The organism is Rhizobium sp. No.120 (assembly GCF_054558365.1).
In genome coordinates this window covers 349,500-374,693 of sequence record NZ_BAAJNQ010000003.1, presented here as the reverse complement: position 1 = coordinate 374,693, position 25,194 = coordinate 349,500, and the positions used below count along the sequence as shown (strand labels likewise).

The 25,194-nt window shown below is 58.8% G+C and carries 23 protein-coding genes and 4 tRNA genes; 17 read left to right on the top strand and 10 right to left on the bottom strand.

The genetic code is table 11. From position 1 onward, the window contains the following. Positions 1-55: 55 nt before the first annotated feature. From aat to ACYJRZ_RS12550, 5 genes are all read right to left on the bottom strand, one after another. Complete coding sequence (aat, locus tag ACYJRZ_RS12570) at positions 56-700, bottom strand: leucyl/phenylalanyl-tRNA--protein transferase (RefSeq protein WP_459459221.1); 645 nt, start codon at positions 698-700, stop codon at positions 56-58. A gap of 3 nt (positions 701-703) precedes the next feature. Then, positions 704-2,056, bottom strand: coding sequence for an acetyl-CoA carboxylase biotin carboxylase subunit (accC, locus tag ACYJRZ_RS12565; RefSeq protein ID WP_459459220.1), 1,353 nt, complete (start codon positions 2,054-2,056; stop codon positions 704-706). Between the two features lie 9 nt (positions 2,057-2,065). Further along, positions 2,066-2,539: an acetyl-CoA carboxylase biotin carboxyl carrier protein gene (gene accB, locus ACYJRZ_RS12560; protein ID WP_459459219.1), complete on the bottom strand. Its 474-nt coding sequence runs from the start codon at positions 2,537-2,539 to the stop codon at positions 2,066-2,068. 24 nt (positions 2,540-2,563) lie between these two features. Next, complete coding sequence (gene aroQ / locus ACYJRZ_RS12555; protein ID WP_015339571.1) at positions 2,564-3,001, bottom strand: type II 3-dehydroquinate dehydratase; 438 nt, start codon at positions 2,999-3,001, stop codon at positions 2,564-2,566. A gap of 122 nt (positions 3,002-3,123) precedes the next feature. Further along, positions 3,124-3,891, bottom strand: a complete 768-nt coding sequence (locus ACYJRZ_RS12550) for a DsbA family protein (protein ID WP_459459218.1) — start codon at positions 3,889-3,891, stop codon at positions 3,124-3,126. A 212-nt stretch (positions 3,892-4,103) separates the two neighbouring features. Between ACYJRZ_RS12550 and ACYJRZ_RS12545 the strand changes: the two genes are divergently transcribed. Then, positions 4,104-5,261, top strand: coding sequence for a pyridoxal phosphate-dependent aminotransferase (locus tag ACYJRZ_RS12545; protein WP_459459217.1), 1,158 nt, complete (start codon positions 4,104-4,106; stop codon positions 5,259-5,261). 184 nt (positions 5,262-5,445) lie between these two features. Here the strand turns inward: ACYJRZ_RS12545 and ACYJRZ_RS12540 are convergent, their stop codons facing one another. Then, positions 5,446-8,334 (bottom strand): Rne/Rng family ribonuclease, encoded by a 2,889-nt coding sequence (locus tag ACYJRZ_RS12540; RefSeq protein WP_459459216.1) that lies wholly within the window; start codon positions 8,332-8,334, stop codon positions 5,446-5,448. A 678-nt stretch (positions 8,335-9,012) separates the two neighbouring features. Here ACYJRZ_RS12540 and ACYJRZ_RS12535 point away from each other — a divergent pair. The 3 genes from ACYJRZ_RS12535 (at position 9,013) to prfB (ending at position 14,202) form a co-directional block, all read left to right on the top strand. Next, positions 9,013-10,227: an N-acetylmuramoyl-L-alanine amidase gene (locus ACYJRZ_RS12535; RefSeq protein ID WP_459459215.1), complete on the top strand. Its 1,215-nt coding sequence runs from the start codon at positions 9,013-9,015 to the stop codon at positions 10,225-10,227. A 258-nt stretch (positions 10,228-10,485) separates the two neighbouring features. Further along, complete coding sequence (locus ACYJRZ_RS12530) at positions 10,486-12,948, top strand: penicillin-binding protein 1A (protein ID WP_459459214.1); 2,463 nt, start codon at positions 10,486-10,488, stop codon at positions 12,946-12,948. A 122-nt stretch (positions 12,949-13,070) separates the two neighbouring features. After that, positions 13,071-14,202, top strand: a protein-coding gene (prfB, locus tag ACYJRZ_RS12525) for a peptide chain release factor 2 (RefSeq protein ID WP_112723143.1) whose coding sequence is annotated in 2 segments (ribosomal slippage) — positions 13,071-13,139 and positions 13,141-14,202 — 1,131 coding nt in all. Because the reading frame shifts where the segments join, the coding sequence is not laid out codon by codon here. Between the two features lie 82 nt (positions 14,203-14,284). Here the strand turns inward: prfB and ACYJRZ_RS12520 are convergent. Continuing rightward, a complete protein-coding gene (locus ACYJRZ_RS12520) occupies positions 14,285-15,058 on the bottom strand; it encodes an NAD kinase (protein WP_459459213.1) in 774 nt (257 codons plus the stop codon). A 158-nt stretch (positions 15,059-15,216) separates the two neighbouring features. On the opposite strand from ACYJRZ_RS12520, the gene ACYJRZ_RS12515 reads away from it, so the two are divergent. The 3 genes from ACYJRZ_RS12515 to ACYJRZ_RS12505 all read left to right on the top strand — a co-directional run bounded on the left by ACYJRZ_RS12515 (position 15,217) and on the right by ACYJRZ_RS12505 (position 16,134). Further along, positions 15,217-15,292 (top strand) — tRNA-Thr (locus ACYJRZ_RS12515). Between the two features lie 132 nt (positions 15,293-15,424). After that, positions 15,425-15,694: a hypothetical protein gene (locus ACYJRZ_RS12510; protein ID WP_069614918.1), complete on the top strand. Its 270-nt coding sequence runs from the start codon at positions 15,425-15,427 to the stop codon at positions 15,692-15,694. Between the two features lie 146 nt (positions 15,695-15,840). Beyond that, positions 15,841-16,134 carry a hypothetical protein gene (locus ACYJRZ_RS12505; protein WP_459459212.1) on the top strand — a complete coding sequence of 98 codons (294 nt, stop codon included), beginning with the start codon at positions 15,841-15,843 and terminating at the stop codon, positions 16,132-16,134. Between the two features lie 58 nt (positions 16,135-16,192). Here the strand turns inward: ACYJRZ_RS12505 and ACYJRZ_RS12500 are convergent, their stop codons facing one another. Together ACYJRZ_RS12500 and rlmB are read right to left on the bottom strand one after the other, a co-directional pair. After that, on the bottom strand, positions 16,193-16,882 hold the full coding sequence (locus ACYJRZ_RS12500; RefSeq protein WP_459459211.1) for an AprI/Inh family metalloprotease inhibitor: 690 nt from the start codon (positions 16,880-16,882) through the stop codon (positions 16,193-16,195). 40 nt (positions 16,883-16,922) lie between these two features. Continuing rightward, positions 16,923-17,831: a 23S rRNA (guanosine(2251)-2'-O)-methyltransferase RlmB gene (rlmB, locus tag ACYJRZ_RS12495; RefSeq protein ID WP_459459210.1), complete on the bottom strand. Its 909-nt coding sequence runs from the start codon at positions 17,829-17,831 to the stop codon at positions 16,923-16,925. Positions 17,832-18,029: 198 nt separating this feature from the next. On the opposite strand from rlmB, the gene ACYJRZ_RS12490 reads away from it, so the two are divergent. The 5 genes from ACYJRZ_RS12490 (at position 18,030) to ACYJRZ_RS12470 (ending at position 20,998) form a co-directional block, all read left to right on the top strand. Next, a tRNA-Tyr gene (locus ACYJRZ_RS12490) sits at positions 18,030-18,114 on the top strand. 25 nt (positions 18,115-18,139) lie between these two features. Then, positions 18,140-18,213 (top strand) — tRNA-Gly (locus ACYJRZ_RS12485). A 212-nt stretch (positions 18,214-18,425) separates the two neighbouring features. Further along, on the top strand, positions 18,426-18,854 hold the full coding sequence (locus tag ACYJRZ_RS12480; RefSeq protein WP_069614914.1) for a DUF3597 domain-containing protein: 429 nt from the start codon (positions 18,426-18,428) through the stop codon (positions 18,852-18,854). A gap of 405 nt (positions 18,855-19,259) precedes the next feature. Further along, positions 19,260-20,435, top strand: coding sequence for an elongation factor Tu (gene tuf / locus ACYJRZ_RS12475; protein WP_152094262.1), 1,176 nt, complete (start codon positions 19,260-19,262; stop codon positions 20,433-20,435). Between the two features lie 71 nt (positions 20,436-20,506). After that, a complete protein-coding gene (locus ACYJRZ_RS12470) occupies positions 20,507-20,998 on the top strand; it encodes an AAA family ATPase (protein ID WP_459459209.1) in 492 nt (163 codons plus the stop codon). A 55-nt stretch (positions 20,999-21,053) separates the two neighbouring features. On the opposite strand, the gene ACYJRZ_RS12465 is transcribed toward ACYJRZ_RS12470, so the two are convergent. Continuing rightward, positions 21,054-21,560 carry a GrpB family protein gene (locus ACYJRZ_RS12465; RefSeq protein WP_459459208.1) on the bottom strand — a complete coding sequence of 169 codons (507 nt, stop codon included), beginning with the start codon at positions 21,558-21,560 and terminating at the stop codon, positions 21,054-21,056. A 155-nt stretch (positions 21,561-21,715) separates the two neighbouring features. Between ACYJRZ_RS12465 and ACYJRZ_RS12460 the strand changes: the two genes are divergently transcribed. From ACYJRZ_RS12460 to secE, 5 genes are all read left to right on the top strand, one after another. Further along, positions 21,716-22,609 carry an NAD-dependent epimerase/dehydratase family protein gene (locus ACYJRZ_RS12460; protein ID WP_459459207.1) on the top strand — a complete coding sequence of 298 codons (894 nt, stop codon included), beginning with the start codon at positions 21,716-21,718 and terminating at the stop codon, positions 22,607-22,609. 322 nt (positions 22,610-22,931) lie between these two features. Next, positions 22,932-23,618: a glycosyltransferase family protein gene (locus ACYJRZ_RS12455; RefSeq protein ID WP_112337473.1), complete on the top strand. Its 687-nt coding sequence runs from the start codon at positions 22,932-22,934 to the stop codon at positions 23,616-23,618. Beyond that, positions 23,615-24,499, top strand: coding sequence for a 3-deoxy-manno-octulosonate cytidylyltransferase (locus ACYJRZ_RS12450; protein WP_459459206.1), 885 nt, complete (start codon positions 23,615-23,617; stop codon positions 24,497-24,499). The genes ACYJRZ_RS12455 and ACYJRZ_RS12450 overlap by 4 nt, the downstream gene beginning before the upstream one ends. Before the next feature lie 213 nt (positions 24,500-24,712). Then, positions 24,713-24,788 (top strand) — tRNA-Trp (locus tag ACYJRZ_RS12445). A gap of 195 nt (positions 24,789-24,983) precedes the next feature. Next, entirely contained in the window at positions 24,984-25,184 is a 201-nt protein-coding gene (gene secE, locus ACYJRZ_RS12440; protein ID WP_069614841.1) for a preprotein translocase subunit SecE, read from the top strand. The last annotated feature ends 10 nt before the right edge of the window (positions 25,185-25,194 follow it).

Below are 25,194 nucleotides of genomic sequence, written 5' to 3'. Positions count from 1 at the left end.
CTTCACGATTCTACCCTCGGCTGTTGTGCCGAACTTAGGGCAGTCCGTTTCGGAATCAATTCGTTTCGGGCAGATTTCCACCGTGGGAGAAGCTGAGATTAGGCGATTCCATCGCCTTCTCCAGCATTCTTGCATAGGCATCCTTCGGTACGTCGATGGCGCCGAATGTCTTCAGGTGCTCGGTGGTGAATTGCGTGTCGAGCAGGGTGAAGCCGCGTTCGCGCAGGCGCTCCACCAGATAGACGAGACAGATCTTGGAAGCATCGGTGCGGCGAGAAAACATGCTCTCACCGAAGAAGGCAGATCCCAGTGAGACGCCATAGAGACCGCCGACCAGCCGGTCACCTTCCCAGGCTTCGACAGAATGAGCATGGCCGATATGGTGCAGGGTAGCGTAGAGCGAACGGATCGTCTCGTTGATCCAGGTGCTGGGGCGATCGCTCGTCTGTTCGCCGCAGGCCGCGATGACCGCCTCAAAATCGCTATCGAAACGGATGTCGAAGGGGTGTTGACGGATTTTCTTGGCGAGGCTTTTGGAGACGTGAAACGTATCGAGAGGAATGATGCCCCGCAATTCCGGCTCGACCCAGAAGATTTCCGGGTCATCCGCCGATTCGGCCATCGGGAAAAGTCCGATGGAATAGGCGCGCAACAGGATCTCCGGGGTAATGCCGGGATGTCTGCCGCGCGCTCCGGGCATTGGCTAGGCCGATGTGTTTGCCAGGTAGTTTTCCAGCCAATGGATATCGTAATCGCCGTTGGCGATATCCTGGTTGGAAACCAGATCCTGGAAGAGCGGCAGGGTGGTTTTGATACCATCCACCACGAATTCGTCCAGCGCGCGGCGCAGGCGCATCATGCATTCGACGCGGGTGCGCCCGTGAACGATGAGCTTGCCGATGAGGCTGTCGTAGTAGGGGGGGATCCTGTAGCCCTGATAGGCACCGGAATCGATGCGCACGCCGAGGCCGCCTGGCGCATGGAAATGCGTGATCGTGCCGGGCGAGGGGACGAAGGTACGTGCGTCCTCGGCATTGATGCGGCATTCGATTGCATGGCCTTGGAAATGCACCTCGTCCTGCGTGACCGAAAGGCCGCCGCCGGAGGCGACGCGGATCTGCTCATGAACGAGGTCGATGCCGGTGATGGCTTCGGTCACCGGATGTTCCACCTGCAGACGAGTATTCATTTCGATGAAATAGAACTCGCCGTTCTCATAGAGGAACTCGATGGTGCCGGCGCCGCGATATTTCAGTTTCTTCATCGCGTCGGCGCAGATTTGGCCGATCTTCATGCGCTGTTCGACGTTGAGTGCTGGCGAGTTGGCCTCTTCCCAGACCTTCTGGTGGCGGCGCTGCAACGAGCAATCGCGTTCGCCGAGATGGATCGCATTGCCTTCGCCATCACCGAAAACCTGGATTTCGATATGGCGCGGCTTGCCGAGGTACTTTTCCATATAGACGGATTCGTTGCCGAAAGCGGCCGCAGCTTCCGTGCGTGCCGTCGACCAAGCCTCGATAAGGTCGTCTTCAGTGCGGGCAACCTTCATGCCGCGACCGCCGCCGCCGGCGGTTGCCTTGATGAGAACCGGATAGCCGATCTCGCGCGCCGTCTTCAGCGCATCCGCCTCGGTTTTCACTTCGCCGTCGGAACCGGGAACAACCGGAATGCCGAGCTGCTGCGCCGTGGTCTTGGCGGTGATCTTGTCGCCCATGATGCGGATATGTTCCGCCGTCGGACCGATAAAGGTAATGCCGTGCGCCTCGAGAATATCGGCGAACTTGGCATTCTCCGATAGGAAGCCATAGCCGGGATGCACGGCGTCGGCGCCGGTGATTTCACAAGCGGCAACAATCTGGTGGATGTTGAGATAGCTATCGCGCGACGGCGGCGGGCCGATGCAAACGCTTTCATCCGCCAGGCGCACATGCATCGCGTCGCCATCAGCGGTCGAATGCACCGCAACAGTCGCAATGCCGAGCTCCTTGCAGGCGCGCAGCACGCGCAGAGCGATCTCTCCGCGATTGGCTATGAGAATCTTCGAAATAATGGGCATGGGCCGACCTTACTCGATGACGACCAGGGCTTCGCCATACTCGACCGGACGGCCGTCCTGAACGAGGATTTCAGTCACCGTACCGGACTTCGGGGCGGGGATCTGGTTCATCGTCTTCATGGCTTCGATGATGAGCAGCGTCTGACCTTCCTTGACGGTTGCGCCGACCTGGATGAAGGCAGCAGAGCCTGGTGCCGACGCCAGGTAAGCAGTGCCGACCATGGGCGCGCTGACGACGTTGTCGGGATTGCGTGCGTTGCTTGCCGGAGCGGCGGCGGCCGGTGCTGCCGTAACGGCGGCAGGAGCGGCATAAGCGGCCGGGGCGGCAATCGGCGCCTGAACATATTGCGTCGTGCCAGCGCGTGATACGCGGATGCGCAAATCTTCCTGTTCGACTTCGATCTCGGTGAGATCCGTGTCGTTGAGAATATTGGCGAGATCGCGAATCAGCGCCTGGTCGATACCCGATTTCTTTTCAGCCATTGGATTTCTTGCCCTGTATTTTTGTTATTGGGTGATGGATTTCAGCGCTTGAAGCGCCAGGATGTAGCTATGAGGTCCGAAACCGCAGATCATGCCCTTTGCGGCGGGTGCGATCATCGATTTGTGTCGGAATTCTTCGCGTGCGTGGATATTGGAGATATGAACCTCCACGACGGGAATGGAGATAGCGCGGATCGCATCGTGTAAGGCGATCGACGTGTGACCGTAGGCGCCGGGATTGATCGCGACACCGACGGCCTTGTCGCCGGCTTCATGGATCCAGTCCACCAGCACGCCTTCGTGATTGCTCTGCCGGAAGTCGACAACGAAGCCCAGGCTTTCACCGACGGACTTGCAGTCGGCTTCGATATCCTTAAGCGTCTTGCCGCCATAGATGCCCGGCTCGCGCTTGCCGAGAGCATTTAAATTGGGTCCGTTAAGGACGAAAATAGTTTGCGCCATCAGTGGTTCCGTCAAAGTGCAGCGCAACCTATAGACTCCCGAGGCCCTATAGGAAAGCCCCGGTGCGAAGGTTGCGTGCCTCTAGATGTGGAAACGCCGCGATTTTGGCATTTTTGCGCCGCTCAGCAGCTCGTCTTGCCGCAACTGCGAACGTTGGCGATCTTCTCCTTGATGGCATCGAGGCCGACCGCGCCGGAAATCATCTCGTTGCCGATGACATAGGCGGGGGTGCCGTTGACGCCGAGATCGGTAGCAAGCTGGTAGGTCGCCTTGATCATGGCGGTATTCGGCGCTTTTGCCATTTCGGCGCGGATGGCCGCTTCGCTGACGCCAAGCGAGGTGGCGACATCGATGGCCGTGTCCTCGGAAGCGCGGCCGTCGCTGCCCAGTAGCTTGTGATGGAACTCGGCATATTTTTCCGGCGCGAGCAGGCGGAATGCGCTGGAAACCCGGGAGGCGGCAACCGAATCCTCCCCGAGGATCGGAAACTCCTTCAGCACGAAACGGACATTCTTGTCCTGCTGCAGGAGCTTGTCCATGTCGCCAAGCGCATGCCGGCAATAGGTGCAGTTATAGTCGAAGAACTCGACAACGGTGATATCGCCCTTCGGATTGCCGATGGCGATATCATTCTTGGAGTTGAAGATCGCATCCTTGTTCTGTGTGATCACCTGCGACGACTGTGCGACCCGGGCTTCGTCCTGCTTCTTTTCGAGCGCGGCCTGTGCATCCAGCAGCACCTCCGGGTGCTCGACGAGATACTCCTTGATGAAATCCCCGATTTCCTTCTTCTGCAGGTCGTCCAGCGCGGCGGCCGGCTGGATTGTGGCGAAGGACGCTGTCAGGGCAATCGCCGAAACCGTCAGCAGGCTTTTGAGAGAAAAGGTCATTGGGTCCTCGTTTGGATCTGGGCGGAGACGTCATTCTCGGATGCGCAATAACATCGTCGGGTTAACATCCGCAAATAGGCATCGACAATTTACGGTGCGTCCTTACTTCCAGAAACAGGAATTTTCACGACAACGCCGCAATCGCAGGATTGTGAACGAGCCGATATTGCGGCAAATGTCGCTTGCCAATCCGATCCGAGAGAGAATTGACCGTGTTTTCCCTATCTAAGCGCAGCGATGTCGAACCCTTTCATGCTATGGATGTGCTGGCGGAAGCGACACGGCGTCGCCAGGCTGGGCATTCCGTCATTTCCATGGCGGTTGGGCAGCCATCTCATCCCGCGCCCCAAGCGGCGTTGGAGGCGGCGCGCGCAGCTCTGGGCCATGGCCGCATCGGTTACACGGATGCCCTCGGCACTCTGGCCCTGCGGCAGGCGCTTTCTGCCCATTACCAGGTACGCCACGGCCTCAGCATCGATCCGAAGCGCATTGCGATCACGACCGGATCGTCGGCCGGCTTCAATCTAGCGTTCCTGACCTTGTTCGACGCCGGCGACTGCGTCGCCATCGCCCGGCCGGGCTATCCGGCTTACCGCAACATTCTTGCGGCACTCGGCCTTGATGTCGTCGAAGTGCCGGTCACGGAGGAAACGCAGTTTACGCTCACGCCCGAGAGCCTTGAGGCAGCACAGTCTGAAAGTGGGAAGCGCTTGAAGGGAGTACTGCTGGCAAGCCCCGCCAATCCCACAGGCACGGTGACGGGCAGGGCGGCCTTGAAGGCGCTGGCTGATTATTGCGCGGATCGTTCCATCGCCTTCATCTCCGATGAGATCTACCACGGGCTGACCTTTGTCGGCGAGGAGGCGAGCGCACTGGAGCTGACGGACGAGGCGATCGTCATCAATTCCTTCTCGAAATATTATTGCATGACCGGCTGGCGCATTGGCTGGATGGTCCTGCCGGAGCGGCTCGTTCGCCCTATCGAACGTGTGGCTCAGAGCCTTTATATCTCCGCGCCGGAACTGTCGCAGATCGCCGCCGAGGCGGCGCTCGGCGCAGGCGCCGAACTGGATGTCTATCGTAAGAGCTATGGCCGCAACCGCGATTTCCTCATGCGCCGGCTGCCGGAAATCGGCTTCCGTATTGCTTCGCCGATGGATGGCGCCTTCTATGCCTATGTCGATGTCAGCCGCTTCACAAATGACAGTATGGCTTTCGCCCGCAAGATGCTGGCCGAAATCAATGTTGCCGCCACGCCTGGCCTTGATTTCGATCCCGTGGAAGGACATCGCGCGATGCGTTTCTCCTATGCCGGCTCGAATGCAGAGATCGAGAAAGCCACCGAACGCATGGCGACTTGGCTGAAATAGAATCCGCAATCAATGGTTTGAGCGAGCTTGCGGAAGTGTTTTCGTAAGTCGGGGAACCGTATGCGCTTTAACTCTCGATCAGTTTGGTGTTTCGGCATGACCGACGAATAAGACGTGCAACGGAAACAGAAAATCCGGCCGTGTCGCCACAGCCGGATTCTGAACTTATCGCGAATTGATCTTCTTAAAAGAAGCCGCGGCGCTGCCACCAGCCTGCCTTTTTCGGCTTGGCCGGCTCTCCGTCGCTCTCGCCACCTTCATTGGCGCGGGTGGATTTCACCACCGGGGCGGAGGAGGAGACGTTGGATTCGCGATTGGCGCGGGCCGGCTTGACTGCTTCCTCAGTTGCTTCGGGTGCTGCCCCTTCTGCCGAATTGTCCAAAGCTTCGGTGGTCTCGGCGACCGCTTCGATTTCGACATCCGCTGCCGGCGCTTCGTCGACCACGGGCGTCTCGACCGGCAATGCTTCGATCGCCTTTGTCTTGCGACGGCCGCGGCCCTTGGCGGGCTTGACGTCTTCGGTGACGGCGGCCGCGGTTTCGACCGCTGCCATGGCGGGCTGCGCCTCGACGGCAGCTTCGCCTTCGGCGACCGCGATCTCGGCCACCGTTACGGTTGCTTCGTCGCCGTCTTCGGCATCATTCTCATCAGTTTCGCCGGAATTGGCTTCGTCGCCTGCAGCGGTCTGCTCGTTTCCTTCGTTTTCGCGATTGCGTCGGCCGCCACGCTTGCCGCGACGACGGCGCTTGCGCTTTTGCTGCGCGTCATCGTCATTGCCGCCGGACGCGGCGTTGTCTGCGCCGGCATCAGTCTCGTCATCGTCGCCTTCGTCTCCATCTTCGGCGACATTGGCCAGGGAGCCATCTTCGAAGGCAGGAGCGGCTTGCGTATCGTTGCCGCGGCCACGACGACGGCGCCGGCGCTTGCGCTTGCGGTTGCCATCATTGCCTTCGGAGCGGGCTGCAGGCTGCTGCTCGGTGCTTGCAGCCTTTTCTTCCAGCTCTTCGTCTTCATCCTCATCGGCTTCGATGACGATATCGTCGTCATCATCATCCGGAATGGCTGCGAAGTTGAACAGGCTTTCGATCTTCACCGGATTGGCGACCGGCTCGCCGCGGTCGATCGCGAAGTGCTGCGTGCCAACAGCATTGTCGGCATCGATGACGATCGCAACGCCGAAGCGGCTTTCATAATCGATGATCGTCTGGCGCTTATGGTTGAGCAGATAGAGCGCGATATCAGGCGTCGTGCGCACGGTAATGTCATGCGTTGTGTTCTTGAGCAGATATTCCTCTATGCCACGCAGGACGTGCAGGGCAACGGAAGACTGCGAGCGGACGTGACCCGTGCCGCCGCAATGCGAGCAGATCTGCGTCGTGCTTTCAAGAACCGAAGCGCGGATGCGTTGGCGCGACATTTCCAGAAGGCCGAAATGCGAGATCCGGCCGACCTGGATGCGGGCGCGATCGTTCTTAAGGCATTCCTTCAGCTTTTTCTCGACGGCGCGGTTGTTGCGCTTCTCTTCCATGTCGATGAAGTCGATGACGATCAGGCCGGCAAGGTCGCGCAGGCGCAGCTGGCGTGCGATTTCCTCAGCCGCTTCCAGGTTCGTCTGGAGCGCGGTGTCTTCGATCGAATGTTCGCGGGTCGAGCGACCGGAGTTGACGTCGATCGAAACCAGCGCTTCCGTCTGATTCATGATCAGATAGCCGCCGGAACGCAGCGTCACCTGCGGCTGCAGCATACGGTCAAGCTGCGCCTCGATGCCGGAGCGCGAGAAGATCGGGTGAATGTCGCGATAGGGCTGAACCACCTTGGCGTGGCTCGGCATCAGCATCTTCATGAAGTCCTTGGCTTCACGATAGCCTTCTTCGCCGGCAACGATGATCTCGCCGATATCCTTGTTGTAAAGGTCGCGGATCGAGCGCTTGATCAGGCTGCCTTCTTCATAGACGAGGCACGGCGCGGTCGAAGCCAGCGTCAGCGTGCGAACGTTTTCCCAAAGGCGCATCAGATATTCGAAATCGCGCTTGACCTCGACTTTGGTGCGGTTGGCACCGGCGGTGCGCAGAATGACGCCCATGCCCTGGGGCACTTCGAGCATCTTGGCGATTTCCTTCAGGCGCTTGCGGTCCTGCGGATTGGTGATCTTGCGGGAGATACCGCCGCCGCGCGCCGTGTTCGGCATCAGGACCGAGTAGCGGCCTGCGAGCGAGAGATAGGTTGTGAGTGCTGCACCCTTGTTGCCGCGCTCTTCCTTGGCAACCTGCACCAGCAGGATCTGGCGGCGCTTGATGACTTCCTGAATGCGGTACTGCTTGCGCGGCTTGCGCTGGGCGCGATCGGGGACTTCTTCCATCGCGTCTTCGGCGCCGACGGATTCGATCACTTCCTCTTCATGGTCATGATCGTCGTCATCGTCGTCGTCATCGCGGCGACGCTTGGAGGTGGCAACGTCTTCCGAGATCGAATCGGTTTCGACCATCGCAGCCATTTCACCCGACGGTCCCTCTTCTTCATCGCTCGGCGCATCGATGGCGGCCGTCGCTTCAGGGGCGGGTGCTTCTTCGGCTGAAGCCTTCTTGCGGCTGCGGCGCGGTTTTGCCTTCTTGGCGGGGGCCTCTTCGGCGGCTTCGACAGCCTCCGGGGCGGGCGCCTCTTCCGCGATTGCGGCCGGCACTACGGCTTCTTCACCCTGCGTCGGGACGATACCGATATCGGGTTGTTCCTGCTGCGAAAGATCGAGCGCCGTTTCGACATGCTCGACATCGTCGTCGCGGCGATGCTCTTCAGCCTCAGCCTTCAGAAGCGCCTGCCGGTCGGCCAGCGGGATCTGGTAGTAATCGGGATGGATTTCGGCGAAGGCCAGGAAGCCGTGCCGGTTGCCGCCGTAGTCAACGAAAGCGGCCTGAAGCGAAGGTTCTACCCGCGTTACTTTTGCAAGATAGATGTTGCCGCGGATTTGCTTCTTGTGCTGGGACTCGAAGTCAAACTCTTCTATGCGGTTCCCGCGAACGACAACGACCCGCGTCTCTTCCTCGTGAGACGCATCGATAAGCATTTTGTCTGCCATGAAAGCTGTGCTCCTCGGCGCAGACAATCGGATGGGGGCCTGCCTGTCGCAGGGACAGGCCGGATATGATCCGCAATTGCTGCACCGGATAATGAAAGTCGCGATTGGTTCGGCGATGACAGCATCCAGACGGCAGCCGGGGCATCAGTTCCCTGGGGTCTGTTGACTTTTTGAAAAAGCTGCTGCGGTGACATCCGTAACCAAGCGAGATCTACTATGCCTTAGACCCACAAATGAGTCCGATGAATGTGCTCTCTAAAGAGCGTTTGGTGGCTCTCCACCGATGAATTTCCCGTTTGAAGCCGGAAATTCAGATATCCACTGTTTCGAGCAGAAGTACTGCAGACGGCGGATGAATGCCGCTTATTGGCGCCTGGTACTCGAGGCGGCTGCCTTCGCGACGACTCTATCCCGTCAACACTTCTACCCTAATATGCGTTGTATGTTTTATCTGTCACAATAGCAAGGGAAAAGCCAAGTATGCCATAATATTGATGGATTCGTCGGATGATGAGGAGACGGGGAGGGTATCTTGTCGATTCGTCTCCCGGGCATCATCGATGCAGCCATCAGGTCAAACCTGGTTTCCGTTATTGGGACTTCAAAAACAACGTCGAAACCAATATGGGGCGCGTTGGGCACTTGGTAAAGGGATTGCGGCATGTGGCGGAGATTGGCGTGAGGGCTTTGCGATTTGCGTCAGCGGCCTTCGCTCTGGTAATTCTCGTTTTGGTTTCGGCATTTGCGCCTATAGCGGCGGCGGATGATTCCGTGCTCGCCTATGGCGCCCGCATTGCCGGTGACGATGCCCGCACCCGTATTGTCATCGATATGGATCGGGCTCCCACCTTCACCGTTCACTATCTTGACAATCCCGTCCGCGTCGTCGTCGATCTCCCATCAACTGCATTCGGCTTCCCGGCCGGCAGTCTCAAGCCGACTGGTCTTTTCAAGGACATTCGCTACGGCACCATGGATGCGGACAGCGCGCGCATCGTGCTGACGGCAAAGAAGCCGGTAAAGCTGGTCACGGCCAAGGTTCAGGCCGATGAGAGCGGCAAGGGGCAGCGCCTCGTGCTGGATGCCGAGATGCTGCCGGCCGAACAATTCGCGGAACTGGTGAAAAAGCAAAGCTGGATGAGCGACGACACCGCCAAGGATGTCGGTCCTGTCGAGCCGACGCAAAAGACCGATCCGAATACGTTCCTTGTGGCTGTCGATGCCGGCCACGGCGGTATCGATGCGGGTGCGACCGGCACGGACGGCACCACCCAGGAAAAAGATATCACGCTCGCCTTCGCCAAAATCCTAGCCGACAAGTTGAATGCCCTGCCTGGCATCAAGGCTTTCCTGACGCGCGATAAGGATCAGTACCTGACGCTGTCGGAGCGCGTGACGATAGCTCGGCAAAATCATGCGTCGCTCTTCATCTCGCTGCATGCCGACACGCTGAAGCAGAAGGATATTCGCGGCGCGACCGTCTACACCATCTCGGACAAGGCGTCGGACCGCCTCGCCGGAGAGGTGGCTGATCGTGAAAACAATTCCGATCAGATTGCTGGTGCCGAAAGGCAGGCACAACCTGCCGCTGTCAACGATATTCTGATGGATCTGACGCGCCGCGAGACGCAGGCCTTCTCCATTTCCCTGGCGCAGGACGTATTGTCTTCGTTCAACGGTCAGATCGCCATGATCAACAATCCACATCGCCATGCTGGTTTCCAGGTCCTGACTGCGCCGGACGTGCCCTCGATCCTGCTTGAGCTCGGCTTTCTCTCCAATAAGGAGGATGAGAAGCTGTTGCTCGATCCCGACTGGCGGCAGAAGGTCGTCGACCGGCTGGCGGAAGCCGTAAAGCGGTATCGCGTATCGATTATCGCAAACGGCGGATGACGGCTCCCATGGGGACGACCCGCCGTGGCTTCCATGTAACAGCGATGCACTTTAGAACTGGATGAAATTGGAATACCGGCGACGAGCCCTATTTTGCTCACATTCCCGCCGTTACAGCGAAGTATCATTTGCTCGCGTATGAAGCACGGCTTTGCCCCATTGCCGTCTTGCATTCACGCCGCGAGCGTGCAAAACGCCCGTGATTATGCGATGATCTCGCGCACGTGCCGCATGAAGAACAAGCACCGGTAGTATCAGATGATCAGACTGATTGGATATTTCTTTGGCCTCGGCTGCCTCCTGTTTCTGGGTGTGGCGGCTGCGGCTGCTATCTATCTGAGCGTGGTCTCGAAGGAACTGCCCGATTACGAGGTGCTTGCCAAATACGCGCCGCCGGTAACGACGCGCATTCACGCCGGCAACGGCGCGCTGATGAAGGAATATTCACGCGAGAACCGGCTTTTTGTGCCGATCCAAGCTATTCCCGATCGCGTCAAGGCGGCTTTCCTTTCAGCGGAAGACAAGAATTTCTACAATCATCCCGGTGTCGATGTCGGCGGCCTTATCCGCGCCGTAGCTGTGAACCTGCAGAATATCGGTTCCGGCCGTCGCTTTGTCGGTGCGTCCACCATCACGCAGCAGGTCGCCAAGAACTTCCTGCTCTCGGCCGACCAGACGTTCGACCGCAAGATCAAGGAAGCGATCCTTTCCTTCCGCATCGAACAGGCCTACAGCAAGGACAAGATCCTCGAGCTTTACCTGAACGAAATCTATTTCGGCCTGAATTCCTACGGCATCGCCGGCGCAGCGCTCACCTATTTCGATAAGTCGGTCAACGAGCTGACCATCGCCGAGTCGGCCTATCTCGCATCGCTTCCGAAAGGCCCGTCGAACTACAATCCCTTCCGCCGCGCCGAAGCAGCACTCACCCGCCGCAACTGGGTGATCGACCGCATGGTCGAGAACGGCTATGTCAGCCAGAGCGACGGCGAAGAAGCGAAGAAGCAGCCGCTCGGCGTCGTGCCGCCGAAGAGCGGCCCGTCGCTCTTTGCTTCCGATTATTTCGCTGAGGAAGTTCGTCGTCAGCTGATCGACCAATATGGCGAAAAGACCCTCTATGAGGGCGGCCTTTCCGTTCGTACGTCGCTCGACCCGCAGATGCAGCTCGAAGCCCGCAAGGCCCTTCAGGATGGTCTGCTGGATTATGACGAGCGCCGCGGCTATCGCGGCCCGATCAAGCAGATCGCCACTTCGCAGGATTGGGGCGTCGAACTCGCCAAGGTACCAAGCCTGAGCGACGTGCCGGAATGGCAGGTCGCCGTCGTGCTTTCCGTATCGGATCAGGGTGTCGATATCGGCTTGCAGCCGCGTGTCGATGCCGCGGGTAAGGTGTCGACAGAGCGCAAGCGCGGTACGATTGCTCCCGCCGACATGCGCTGGGCCTATCGCTCGGCTGGCGGCAAGTCAGCCAAATCACCCAGCGGTGTCCTGAGCCCGGGTGACGTGATTTACGTGCAGAAAACCGGTAGCACGGATTCTAGCAGCTATCGTCTGCGTCAGCCGCCGAAGGTGCAGGGCGGTCTCGTCGTCATGGATCCGCATACCGGCCGCGTTCTCGCCATGGTCGGCGGCTTTTCCTACGCTCAGTCCGAGTTCAATCGCGCAACGCAGGCGAAACGCCAGCCCGGTTCGTCGTTCAAGCCTTTCGTCTACGCGGCCGCTATGGACAATGGCTATACGCCGGCCTCGGTCATTCTCGATGATCCCTTGCAAATCACGCTCAGCAATGGCGATGTGTGGAAGCCGACGAACTACGAAGGCGAGGGCGGTGGCGTCCATACGCTTCGTTTCGCCATCGAACACTCGCGCAACCTGATGACTGTGCGTCTTGCTTCCGATATGGGCATGCCTCTGGTTGCCGAATATGCCGAGCGTTTTGGTATCTACGACCATATGAACCCGGTGCTCGCCATGTCCCTCGGTGCCGGCGAAACGACGGTGCTGCGCATGGTTTCGGCCTATTCGGTCATGGCCAATGGCGGCAAGCAGATCAAACCGACGCTGATCGACCGTATTCAGGACCGCTATGGCAAGACCATCTTCAAGCACGAAGAGCGCGTCTGTGACAGTTGCAACGTCAGCGCCTGGCAGAATCAGGAGGAGCCTGTCATCGCCGACAACCGCGAACAGGTGCTCGATCCGATGACGGCCTATCAGGTCACGTCGATGATGCAGGGCGTCATCATCCGCGGCACGGCAGCCGGCAAAATCAAGCTCAATACCGATGTCGCTGGCAAGACCGGCACTACCAATGATGAGAAGGATGCCTGGTTCGTGGGTTACACACCGAGCCTCGTTGCCGGCCTTTACATCGGTTACGACACCCCGGCTACGCTCGGACGCGGCGGTACCGGCGGTGCGCTTGCCGCGCCGATCTTCAACGAGTTCATGCAGGCTGCGACCAAGAACGAGCCGCCGGAGAAATTCCAGGTGCCCGCCGGCATGACGATGGTTGCCGTCAACCGCGCGACCGGCATGGCCGCCCAGCCCGGCGAGCCGAATGCCATCATGGAAGCCTTCAAGCCCGGCACGGGTCCGGCTACCAGCCTGCAGGTCATCGGCGGCGGGGATGCCGCAGCGCAGGTGGCGCCAGAGGAAATCCTGCGCACCTCGCCTCAGGCGAACCAGGCTGTTACCTCCGGAGCGGGCGGTCTTTTCTGAAACTGGCCTATTTGATCATCATGCCGCGGGGCTTTACAGCAGCGGCATGTATATCTATGTCACCTGCACTCTTTGAATTGGATGGCCGTTCGCAACGAGCGGTGAAATGAAGAAGTGGGACTATGCGAGCCGAAATCGAGAAAGTAGTCGATGAAACCAAGCAGGCTATCACCCTGCTGAGGAGGCATCTTTGACTGGGACCAGGCGATAAGACGACTGGACTGGTTGAACAATAAGTCAGAGGATCCGACCCTCTGGAATGACGCCGCTGAAGCGCAGAAGCTGATGCGCGAGCGCCAGCAGCTTGATGATGGCATCAGTGGCGTGCGCGCGCTGGAGCAGCAGCTTGCCGACAATGTCGAGCTGATCGAGCTTGGCGAGGAAGAAGGCGACGCCGATGTCGTCCGCGAGGCTGAAGAAGCGCTCAAGGGCCTGAAAGCGGAAGCCGCGCGCCGGCAGGTGGAAGCCATGCTTTCGGGCGAGGCCGACGGCAATGATACGTACCTCGAAGTCCACTCCGGCGCAGGCGGCACCGAGAGCCAGGACTGGGCGAATATGCTTCTGCGCATGTACACCCGTTGGGCCGAACGCCAGCGCTTCAAGGTCGAGCTGCTGGAAGTTCATGACGGCGAAGAAGCGGGCATCAAATCTGCAACGCTGCTTGTCAAGGGCCACAATGCCTATGGTTGGCTGAAGACCGAATCGGGCGTGCATCGCCTGGTGCGTATCTCGCCCTATGACAGCAATGCGCGCCGTCATACGTCATTCTCGTCGATCTGGGTCTACCCGGTCGTCGACGACTCGATCCAGATCGAGATCAACGAAAGCGACTGCCGCATCGATACCTACCGCTCATCGGGCGCTGGTGGTCAGCACGTCAACACGACCGATTCGGCCGTGCGCATCACGCACATTCCCACAGGGATCGTCGTGCAGTGCCAGCAGGAGCGCTCGCAGCATAAGAACCGCGCCAAGGCGTGGGACATGCTGCGCGCCCGCATGTACGAGGCCGAATTGATGAAGCGGGAAGAGGCTGCTAATGCCGAAGCCGCTTCGAAGACGGATATCGGCTGGGGTCACCAGATCCGCTCCTACGTTCTGCAGCCCTACCAGCTGGTCAAGGATCTGCGTACCGGCGTTTCCAGCACGGCGCCGAGCGACGTTCTGGACGGTGATCTCAACGAGTTCATGGAAGCGGCACTTGCGCATCGCATCAGCGGTGCTGCAGATGCCGTCATCGACGACGTCGAATAAGACGCATCCGCTCGAGCATGAAAAAAGCCCCGGAGACGGGGCTTTTTTCATGGTGCATTGCCTTTGGGGCCTGATAGCTCACTCAATCCGAAAACTGTTCCGCCAGAATCCTATCCGACCATGACCTGTCCGGATCGGAGAGAATGCGAGCCGTCGTATCTTCGCTCTGGCGGATCTGAATGCCGAGAACCGATTTGACTTCGGTATTGTCGGCAGCGGCGTTGACCGGACGCTTCTCCGCTTCGAGCACGGTGATGTCGACCGTCACCTTGTTCGGAAGCAGGGCGCCGCGCCAGCGGCGGGGGCGGAAGGCGCTGACGGGCGTCATGGCAAGCAAGGGTGCTTCCAGCGGCAGGATCGGGCCGTGGGCGGAAAGATTGTAGGCGGTGGAGCCAGCAGGCGTTGTCACCATCAGCCCGTCGCAGATCAGTTCCGGCAGGCGAACCCGCCCGTCGATCTCCACTTTCAGCTTTGCCGTCTGATAGGATTGGCGAAACAATGACACTTCATTGATGGCGAGCGCGACGCAGGAGCTGCCGTCGGCATTGCGTGTTGTCATCTGCAAGGGGTGAAATGCGTTTTCGACGGCCGCTTCGATGCGCTCGGCCAAGCCGTCCGTGCGGTAGTCATTCATCAGGAAGCCGATGGAGCCGCGATTCATGCCATAGACGCGTTTGCCGGTGTTCATCGTCTTGTGCAGCGTCTGCAGCATGAAGCCGTCACCGCCGAGAGCCACGATGATATCCGCATCTTCCTGCGATGTCTGGCCGTAGAGACCGATAAGCTCCTCTTGCGCCGCTTGGGCCTCTGGCGCGGTGGAGGCGAGAAAACAGACGGATTGAAGATTGCGCGACATGCAACGTCCTCTGAATAGCGATTCTTCGTAATGTTATTCCCTTGTCGCGACAAGACGTTTCGCGCGAACTGGTGAATCGGTCGATCCCCAGCTTTGACGCCGATCGGCCGATTTTCTCTTTACAGGATTTCAAAGTCTGTTATTTGGCATGCCCATACGCCCTTGTAGCTCAGTTGGTAGAGCACCTGATTTGTAATCAGGGGGTCGCGGGTTCGAACCCTGCCGGGGGCACCATTTTTCCTGTATATCGTCGATCATCTTATCTCCGGTATGGAAAACCGGCAGCAGCGACATAATATGTAGTCGCGCGCGAATACCGAACACGCGCAGCAGCCATCACTCCTATATTCGTGTGCCTGGAACCCTATGCCCAGCAAGCCCAAGAAGCCTAAACTCGAACACTCCGAGCTTTCGGGTGAATTCACCGACGATGGCGTGACCGTCCTGGTCGATATCTTTCGCCCGGCCGGCACCAATGCCGACTGGCGGATGGAGGTCATCACGCCGGAGGAAGACCTGATCGAATGGGAAGAGCCCTTCGCGACCGACCGCGAGGCATTCGACGAGTTCCTTGCAACGATTGCGCGCGACGGCATCCGGTCGTTCTTCGACGAAGCCGACCCTATGGTTCATTGAACCTGCCGATAGGTCTCGGCGAGCGCATCAAATCGCCGCCCGGTTCTTCATGCATCCATTCGCCCGCCTGCTCGGGATTGTAGACGCATTTACAACGTCGGAAATCGGCATACACTTCATCCATAAATGGTGGGGAGGATACGTTCATGCGCGAGATATCGCGGCATGCGGCCTTGGGATTACCGCTTGTCATGATCACGGCGTTTACAGGTGCATCAGCGTTGGCTGGCGAAAACTGCTACTGTAAAAATGCGGATGGAAAGCAGCATGCGGTCGGCGAGATCGCCTGTATGACCGTCGGAGGGCGGAGCTACCTCGCGCAATGCGAGATGAACCTCAATGTCACCTCCTGGGCGAAGATACAGGACGGCTGCCCGGTTACCGAGAGGGTGCTTTGGCGCCAATCGGCCTGGCACCTGGCGCCGATGATCGTACGATGAGTATTGCGTGCTTGATTTAGCGCTCGCAGTGAGCGTGCTTCGATATGCTTCAGCCGGCCTATTTGCGGACCAGCACCAGCGGCTCGCCTTCCTCTTCCTCGGACTTCTGGAAACTGCCGTCGGGCTTCATATCGAAGGACAGAGACGAGCCGTCATTGCCTAGCATGACAAGCCCGAACCCTTCTGTCGCCCACAGGGAAAGCTTGAGATCGCCCACTTCGCCGGCGCAGTTGCCGCCCGATGACATCTTGGCGGTGCCATCCTGATCCTTCTCGGTGGTGAGCGTGATATCGCAGACAGGCTTGCCGTCCGGCGTCTGGATGCGCCAGGCGCCGGCAAGGCTTTCGGTGGTCGGCACGTGATCGACATCGCCGAGCGCCGGCAGCAGCCAGGTCCGATCGCCGCCATCGCTTTCCCATGGCGAGCCTTCCTCTTGCTGGAAGCGCATGAGAGGTTTTCCTCCACTGTCCGCGATCGTCAGCGACCCGTCATCGGTGAAATTCCAGATCTTGGCTGCGGCGAGCGCTGGAAGCGGCGTTGCGCACGCATCCGCCCCCGTAATATCGTAGCCGCCGGACACCGTATTCGTCCCGAAGGTAAGGCGGCAGCCCTTGGAGCCGTTTTCCGGCGCAACCAACCAGACGCCGGCTTGCGCCTGGATCATTTCGTCATCGGCGGCGCGTGCCGGCTGGATCATTGTCAAGGCGAGGGCGGCGGCAACTGCCGCAGGACCAAGAAGACGGATCAAAGCAAATTCTCCCAACATGCTGCGGCCGCCAAAGGCGCCACTATGATTTGAGATAGGACCGCGTCGCATATAGCGCGATCGCGGCTGCATTCGAGACATTCAGCGATTTGATGGCGCCCGGCATGTCGAGCCGCGCGAGCGCACTCACCGTTTCCCGTGTCTTCTGGCGCAGGCCCTTGCCCTCGGAGCCGAGCACGAGGGCGATTTTATCTCCGCTGAAGGTGCCTTCCAGCGGTGCCGGACCTTCCGAATCGAGCCCGATGGTCGTGAAGCCGAGACGGTGCAGTTCTTCGAGCGCATCGGCAAGATTGGTGATCTGTATATAAGGTATGAGCTCGAGCGCGCCCGAGGCCGATTTTGCCATTACGCCTGATTCGGTCGGGCTGTGGCGCTGCGTGGTGATCACCGCCCCCGCATCGAAGGCGACGGCCGACCGCATGATGGCGCCGACATTGTGCGGGTCCGTCACCTGATCGAGAACGAGGAGTAACGGGCTGTCCTTCAATGCCTCGAGGCGGCGCACGGGCAGGGGGCGCGTTTCCAGCATGACGCCTTGGTGAATCGCTTCCGGGCCAAGCACCTTGTCGATGTCCTGCGGCGAAACGATCTCGACGGGGATGCCGAGTTGATCTGCCGGGCCAACCTCCAGCCGCACCAGGGCATTCTGCGTCGTGGAGAGCTTGACATTCTTGCGTTGTGGATTGCTCAGCGCCGCGCGAACCGTATGCAGGCCATAGAGAAAGACCTGATCGGGTGCGAGCGCCGGCGGCTTCCAATCGTCAGCGCCAGCCTTCTTACGCTTCTGCGGTGTGGGCGTCGGGATTTCGCCACGCTCGCGCTTGGCATCGCGATGCGCACGGCGCAGCGTTGCATAATGAGTGTCCTTGGCCGAGCGATCGCCGGCGGTGCTATCTTGGCCCTGACGGCCGGATGATTTGTCTTTGCTCATGCGGCTTTATAACCACCGCCTTCCCGAGCGCCTAGCCTCTTTCAGTGCCGGGCTTTTCCCACAGGCTGAAATTTTTTCGTCATTTTTGGCAATTCCTTGTGTTGACAGACGGAAATCGTCCGGTCATATACGCGGCGCAGATGACGGCGGCGACGCCAACGTCTGACAAGCTTGGCCGCAAGATCCAGTCGGAAAACTGGAGGGATGCCCGAGTGGTTAAAGGGGACGGACTGTAAATCCGTTGGCTCAGCCTACGTTGGTTCAAATCCAACTCCCTCCACCATTCCGAGCCGGATCTTGACCATCCCGCGGGTATAGCTCAATGGTAGAGCAGCAGCCTTCCAAGCTGAATACGCGGGTTCGATTCCCGCTACCCGCTCCAAGAATTTCAATTTGTTAGTATCTTCACTCGTTCTTCGCCGCGCGGAGAGGGTGTTGTGCTTGCCATGCTTGTCGGTGTCCTGATAGTCGCTTCGATCACCACGTGCCTCGCCGGCGCGTATCGACACCATCTTTGCATATTTGACATGAAGGGTTGCTTATATTTGCGCGAGCGATACATATTGCTCAGGCAACCGAAACGGGAGAGCGCAAATGGGTATCTTCGACAAGATCAAGGGGGCAATCTGGGGAGAGGCAAAGGCTGCCGAGGCAGCTCCGGCACCGTCGACCACCGCCGCAACTGACAATCCGGCGCCTGCGCCGACGCCAGCTCCTTCAGCGACGACGGCAGCAACCTCGCCTGCGACCAGCGCGCCGTCCGCGCCGGTGGATATCGCTTCGATCCTCGATGCTGCTGTCAAGAAAAGTGGCCAGAAGCTGGACTGGAAACATTCGATCGTCGACCTCATGAAGGCACTTGGCATGGATGCGAGCCTTTCCGAGCGCAAGGAACTGGCGCAGGAGCTTGGCTATACCGGCGATACGGGCGATTCCGCCAAGATGAACATGTTCCTTCACAAAGCTCTTCTGAAGAAGCTTGCGGACAATGGCGGCAAGGTACCTGCCGATCTTCTCGATTGATCGTCTTTCGTCCGGCGGTTGGCAATGCGCTCACCGCCGGATGGCAGCCAATAAGCAATGAGCCATGATTGCGTCCGATAGTTGCGCGCTCCCGCCGATGGGCGAGGGCGCGTTTTGCTGTGCAATGGCCAGATCTCCGAGGCTCTAAGGCGGAACATCTGGAATTCCTCCTCAGCGTTCCTATCTAAGCGCTTGAACCGGCAAATGCTTTTACACCTTACCGGATCGGCTGGCGAAGCTTGCGCGGCGAAGGAATGCCGAGGGCTGCGGATCATACGCCATCGGCCGGACTTTGCCGGGAGTAGGGCCTGCAATTAAGTCTTGCGCAAACGCAACGAAAGCCTTAAACGGCGGCACTAAACCGGTTCGCCGGGGTCACTCATTACGTTCACAGGAAGCATTCAAATGGCAAAGAGTAAGTTTGAGCGCAATAAGCCGCACGTTAACATCGGGACGATCGGTCACGTTGACCACGGCAAGACGTCGTTGACGGCAGCGATCACGAAGTACTTCGGCGAGTTCAAGGCGTATGACCAAATCGACGCGGCTCCGGAAGAGAAGGCGCGTGGCATCACGATCTCGACGGCCCACGTTGAATACGAGACGCCGAACCGTCACTATGCGCACGTTGACTGCCCCGGCCACGCCGACTATGTGAAGAACATGATCACGGGTGCCGCCCAGATGGACGGCGCGATCCTGGTTTGCTCGGCTGCTGACGGCCCGATGCCGCAGACGCGCGAGCACATCCTGCTCGCCCGCCAGGTTGGCGTTCCGGCGATCGTGGTGTTCCTGAACAAGGTCGACCAGGTTGACGACGCTGAGCTTCTCGAGCTCGTCGAGCTTGAAGTTCGCGAACTTCTGTCGTCCTACGACTTCCCGGGCGACGACATCCCGGTTGTCAAGGGTTCGGCGCTTGCTGCTCTTGAAGATTCGGACAAGAAGATCGGCGAAGACGCGATCCGCGAGCTGATGGCTCAGGTTGACGCCTACATCCCGACGCCTGAGCGTCCGATCGACCAGCCGTTCCTGATGCCGATCGAAGACGTGTTCTCGATCTCTGGCCGTGGTACGGTTGTGACGGGCCGCGTCGAGCGCGGTATCATCAAGGTTGGTGAAGAAGTCGAAATCGTCGGCATCCGTCCGACGTCGAAGACGACGGTTACCGGCGTTGAAATGTTCCGCAAGCTGCTCGACCAGGGCCAGGCTGGCGACAACATCGGTGCGCTGATCCGCGGTGTGAACCGTGACGGTGTCGAGCGTGGTCAGATCCTGTGCAAGCCGGGTTCTGTGAAGCCGCACAAGAAGTTCAAGGCCGAAGCCTACATCCTGACGAAGGAAGAAGGCGGCCGTCATACGCCGTTCTTCACGAACTACCGTCCGCAGTTCTACTTCCGTACGACGGACGTGACGGGCATCGTGACGCTTCCGGAAGGCACGGAAATGGTTATGCCAGGCGACAACGTCACGGTTGACGTCGAGCTGATCGTTCCGATCGCGATGGAAGAAAAGCTTCGCTTCGCGATCCGCGAAGGCGGCCGTACCGTCGGCGCTGGCATCGTCGCAAGCATCGTCGAGTAATCCCAGGATTATTCCCTTATAAGAAGGCCCCGCTGGAAACAGCGGGGCCTTCTTGCATTGGGAGATGGTGCATGAGCTTGATCATTCTGACCGGCGCTTCTGGTTCGGGAAAGACTGCTATCGCGGAGGCAATAGCCAGGGACTATGCGCGAAGGTTAACCGTCTATCATTTCGACAGCATCGGCGTACCATCACTTGACGCGATGGTCAGGGATCATGGTTCGCCCGAGGCTTGGCAACGCGACAAGACCATCGAATGGCTGGAACGGCTTGTGCCGCAAACGCAGAAGGGCAGGGGCGTTCTTTTCGAGGGGCAGATGCGCCCATCCTTCGTCATCGAAGCTGCCGTGGCTGCCAGGATCGATGTCTATCGCCTCATATTGGTCGATTGCGATGATGCAACGAGGACACATCGCTTGTCCGCTGAGCGAGGCCAGCCGGAACTTGCTGACGCGAACATGATGAATTGGGCGGCCTATCTGCGCCGCGAAGCCCAGGCATCTGGCCTTGAGATTCTCGACACAAGCCATCTTCCCTCAAGCAGAGCGCGGATATTGTACTGAAGTACCTGCTCGATTAGTCCCAGAATGGCTATCACCAGTCGGTGACATATTTCGTCTATCCGAATTCGGCCTTCGCGCGGCGCACGACATCCGCAACGAAATCGCTCTTGCCGCCGGTATAGTGGTCCCAATCGCCACCGGCCTCTTCGGCCAAGCGCCGTTTCAGGGTCGCATATTTGGCAGCACTATCGGGATGGGTGCGCAGATAGTCGCGAAAGAGGAGGCGCTCCCGATGCGCCTCGTTGTCAGGCAGGCAAAGATAAAGTCGCGTGCCGCAAGGCGTCTCATCCTTGGTGAAGGCCCAACGTCCGGCATCATGCGGATCGCCATGAAAGCGATATCCGTCTTCCTTCAGGCGCTCCGTCGCATCGCGCCTGGCATCTTCCGAGAAGAGGACCGCATCGATATCGAGCTTGGGCTTAGCACATAACCCAGCAATGGCGGTGCTGCCGATATGATGGAACTCGGCGGGGCGACCGAGAATCCGGCCGATGGCCTTACTTCTGCTTTTGAAGAGAAGGGGCCATTGCGGATCATAATCGACCAGCGTGACCGGCCGCATCCCACTCATCTCCTTCAGTCGTTTTCGCGACGCGGCATATGCTTTACTGAGTCGTCCCCATTATTTTGGCGGGAAAGCGTCAGCTCACCAAGCCGTGTCTTGCGAAACGGAAGCAAGGGCCTATTTATCGCTCGATTTTCCAAGGAGGAGATTTCATGAAGAAACGTATTTTGTTCACCGGCGGCAGCGGCAAGGCGGGGCGCCACACGGTTCCGTGGCTGGTGAATGCCGGCTATGAGGTCCACAATGTCGATCTCGTGCCGCTGAACAGCCCGGGCGTCACCAATCTGCAGGCTGATGTCACCGATGCGGGACAGGTCTATAATGTCCTGACGATGCACCGGGATTTTCCGGATCTCGATCAGGGCAAGGGCGTGCAGCCTTTCGACGCCGTCGTGCATTTCGCAGCCATTCCGCGCATCCTGATCAAGCCGGACAATGAAACCTTCCGCATCAACACGATGAGTACCTACAATGTCATCGAGGCGGCTGCGAAGCTCGGCGTGAAGAAGATCATCATCGCTTCCAGCGAGACGACCTATGGCGTCTGCTTCGCTGAAGGCCATCGCGACTTCCATCAGTTCCCGCTGGAAGAGGACTATGATGTCAACCCGATGGATTCCTACGGTCTGTCCAAGGTCGTGAATGAGAAGACCGCTCGGGCTTTCGCCGAGCGTTTCGGCATCGACATCTATGCGCTGCGCATTGGCAATGTCATCGAGCCGCATGAATATGAGCGGTTCCCCGAGTTCTTCGCCAACAGTGAAATCCGCAAGCGCATCGCCTGGAGCTATATCGACGCCCGCGACCTCGGCCAGATCGTCCATCTCTGCATCGAGAAGAGCGGCCTCGGCTTCCAGGTGTTCAATGCCGCCAATGACACGGTATCGGCCAATACCCCATCGCGAGAGCTGGCCGCCAAGCACTTTCCGAACGTCCCGTTCACGCGCGAGATCGGCGAATATGAGGGCCTGATGTCCAATCGCAAGATCCGCGAGGTCCTGGGCTTCAAGGAAGAGCACGACTGGCGGAAATATGTGAAGGTCTGAGGCGTAAAGCCTGAGAAATACCCCGGGCGCTGCTCTCTAGCGCGCTCGGGAGAGGGGCAAGCGGAAATCTCTCCATTTGTTACGCAGCATAACCAAAAATGCTTCCGCAAACACTCGACAAATATCCCCGTTTCTTTAAGTAGGATCAGGTTCGCGGCATCTCCCGTAGATTGCAGCGCGTCGTGCGGCGTATTCGGGCACATGTGTTGAACCCTCATCCCGCAGCCGATAGGCTTCATGAGATGAATTGAGCCTTGCTTGCGTCACGGCGAAAGATAATTTGCCGGCTGATTCAAAACAGACCAGCCGTTTCGGAGGTATCATGAAGGATAATGTTGCACGTATTTTTGTCGGGTTCGATTCCAAGGAGGTCGTGGCGTACCACGTCCTGACTCAGAGCATCATCGAACGCTCGTCTATTCCGGTGGTGTTCTCGCCGATCGTGCTCAACAATCTCGAGGGCATCTTCACGCGCGAACGCAACCCGCTGCAGTCGACCGAGTTTTCCTTCTCGCGCTTCCTCGTGCCTTACCTCAGCGATTACCAGGGCTGGAGCATCTTCATGGATTGCGACATGCTCGCCCGCGCCGATATTGCCGAGCTTTGGGCGCTGCGTGACGATCGCTATGCCGCCATGTGCGTCAAGCACGACTATCAGCCGAAGATCGAAACCAAGTTCCTCGGTCAGACGCAGACGAAGTATGAAAAGAAGAACTGGTCGAGCATGATCCTGTTCAACAATGCCAAGTGCACGGCTTTGTCGAAGGATTTCGTCAATACGGCGACGGGCCTTCAGCTTCATCAGTTCAAGTGGCTGGAGAACGACGATCAGATCGGCGAGGTGCCGGTCGTCTGGAACTATCTCGTCAACGAATATGATTACCGCGACGATGCCAAGCTGGTGCATTTCACCGATGGCGGCCCCTATTTCGATGAATATCGCAACGACGATTACGCCGAGGAATGGTTCGCCATGCGCGACCGGATGCTGCACGTCCAACAGAAATGAAGGAATTGGACCAAAGAGCGTCAGGTGCCATTGATGTCGGCCTTCCGGCTGCGGCGTCCGCAGCCGGCCTGAATGGCGCCGACGAATGGCGCAGGGTGCTGGCGGGTTTCTCGCATATCGTGCTGGTGGCCAATAGCGACGCGGTCAATATCGCAAGCCTGCAGGCGCAGTTTCCTGAGACCGCGCTCTTCGTCTTCTTCAACAAGGTCTACAAGGTTCTGGATCGCCCGTTCCATGGGCGTTCCCTGCTAATCTCGCGTGGCCAGCCGCGCGGCGCCAACATTGTTTATCGCGGCGAAGTGGGCGAGGTGGTCAAATTCTTTCCGAAGGAAGATTTCCTCGGCATCATGAACATACGCCTTGGCCTGGAAGAGAAGCTCAATCCGGCCGCCGACTTCCAGGGCGCGCCGACCGGCCACCTCGACCTCGTTGGCTTCTGTTCGGATTTCTATACGGAAGGCAAGACGCCGACGAGCGGCTTTGCCATGGCGCTTTGGCTCAGCGATCTGAAACTGCCCGGCGCGATCGTGCTTGCCGGCTTCTCGGCCAGGCGCAGCCAGAAGTGGAGGGTGGTTTCCGCCCATGACTGGAGCTTCGAGCAGACCTTTCTTCGTCTCTTTGCCCGCCTGGGAAAGATCACCATCCATGGCGGGGTCGCGCTGAACCCCTATATCAGCCTTGCCCAGCGCTTCACGGAGGTGCCTCCGGCCGAGATTGCCTTGGCCGCGGCCGAAGTTTTGTCGGAGCGGCTCGGCAATACCGATGCCGAAATAGACAAGCTGATCTCCCTGACCAATGTGATTCGCTCCGCGGACAATTTCATGCGTCGCCTCCGACCGAAATTTCTCAAGCGCAAGCCGAAAGGTTCTCCCGGAGAGTAACGAGGGTGAGGGGCATCCTTTCCGTAGCGTTCGCGGCGGCTTTGCCTGTCCGGCAGATCTATCCGCTCGGGCATGTCCCATGTGAAGTTGCAGGTCCGATTGGGAAAAAGCAAAAAACGCTCTTGCCAATCGTTTCGTCCCGCCTTAAAGGGAGCGCCAAGTCTTCGAACTGCTCGAGCGGTCCACCGCTTGAAGTGAATATTCGAAGGAAGAAGGGGTATAGCTCAGTTGGTAGAGCGGCGGTCTCCAAAACCGCAGGTCGTAGGTTCGAGCCCTGCTGCCCCTGCCATTTTCCTTGATTTGACTGGCGCGTTGTTTCGCAGCTTCTCTGGTTGAGGGTTATGCCGGATTGTCGGCAAATTTTAGAAAGCGCCGTATTGCCTCTTGTTAAATTGGGAATCGGTGTTTATGTAGGGTTCAACAGACACGCGGTGCGTGGGGCTGATAGTTTCAGCTTTACGCGCCGTAATTGCGTGGGCAGTCAATGGCATCCAAAACGAATCCACTAGCGTTTCTGCGGCAGGTGCGCTCCGAGACGTCGAAAATCACTTGGCCCTCGCGTCGCGAGACGATGATCTCGACGGTGATGGTGCTCGTCATGGTCGTTTTCGCCTCGCTGTTTTTCTTTGCTGCCGACCAGCTTATTGGCTGGATTCTCAGCTACGTGCTGAATACCGGCAACTGATATCGGGTGG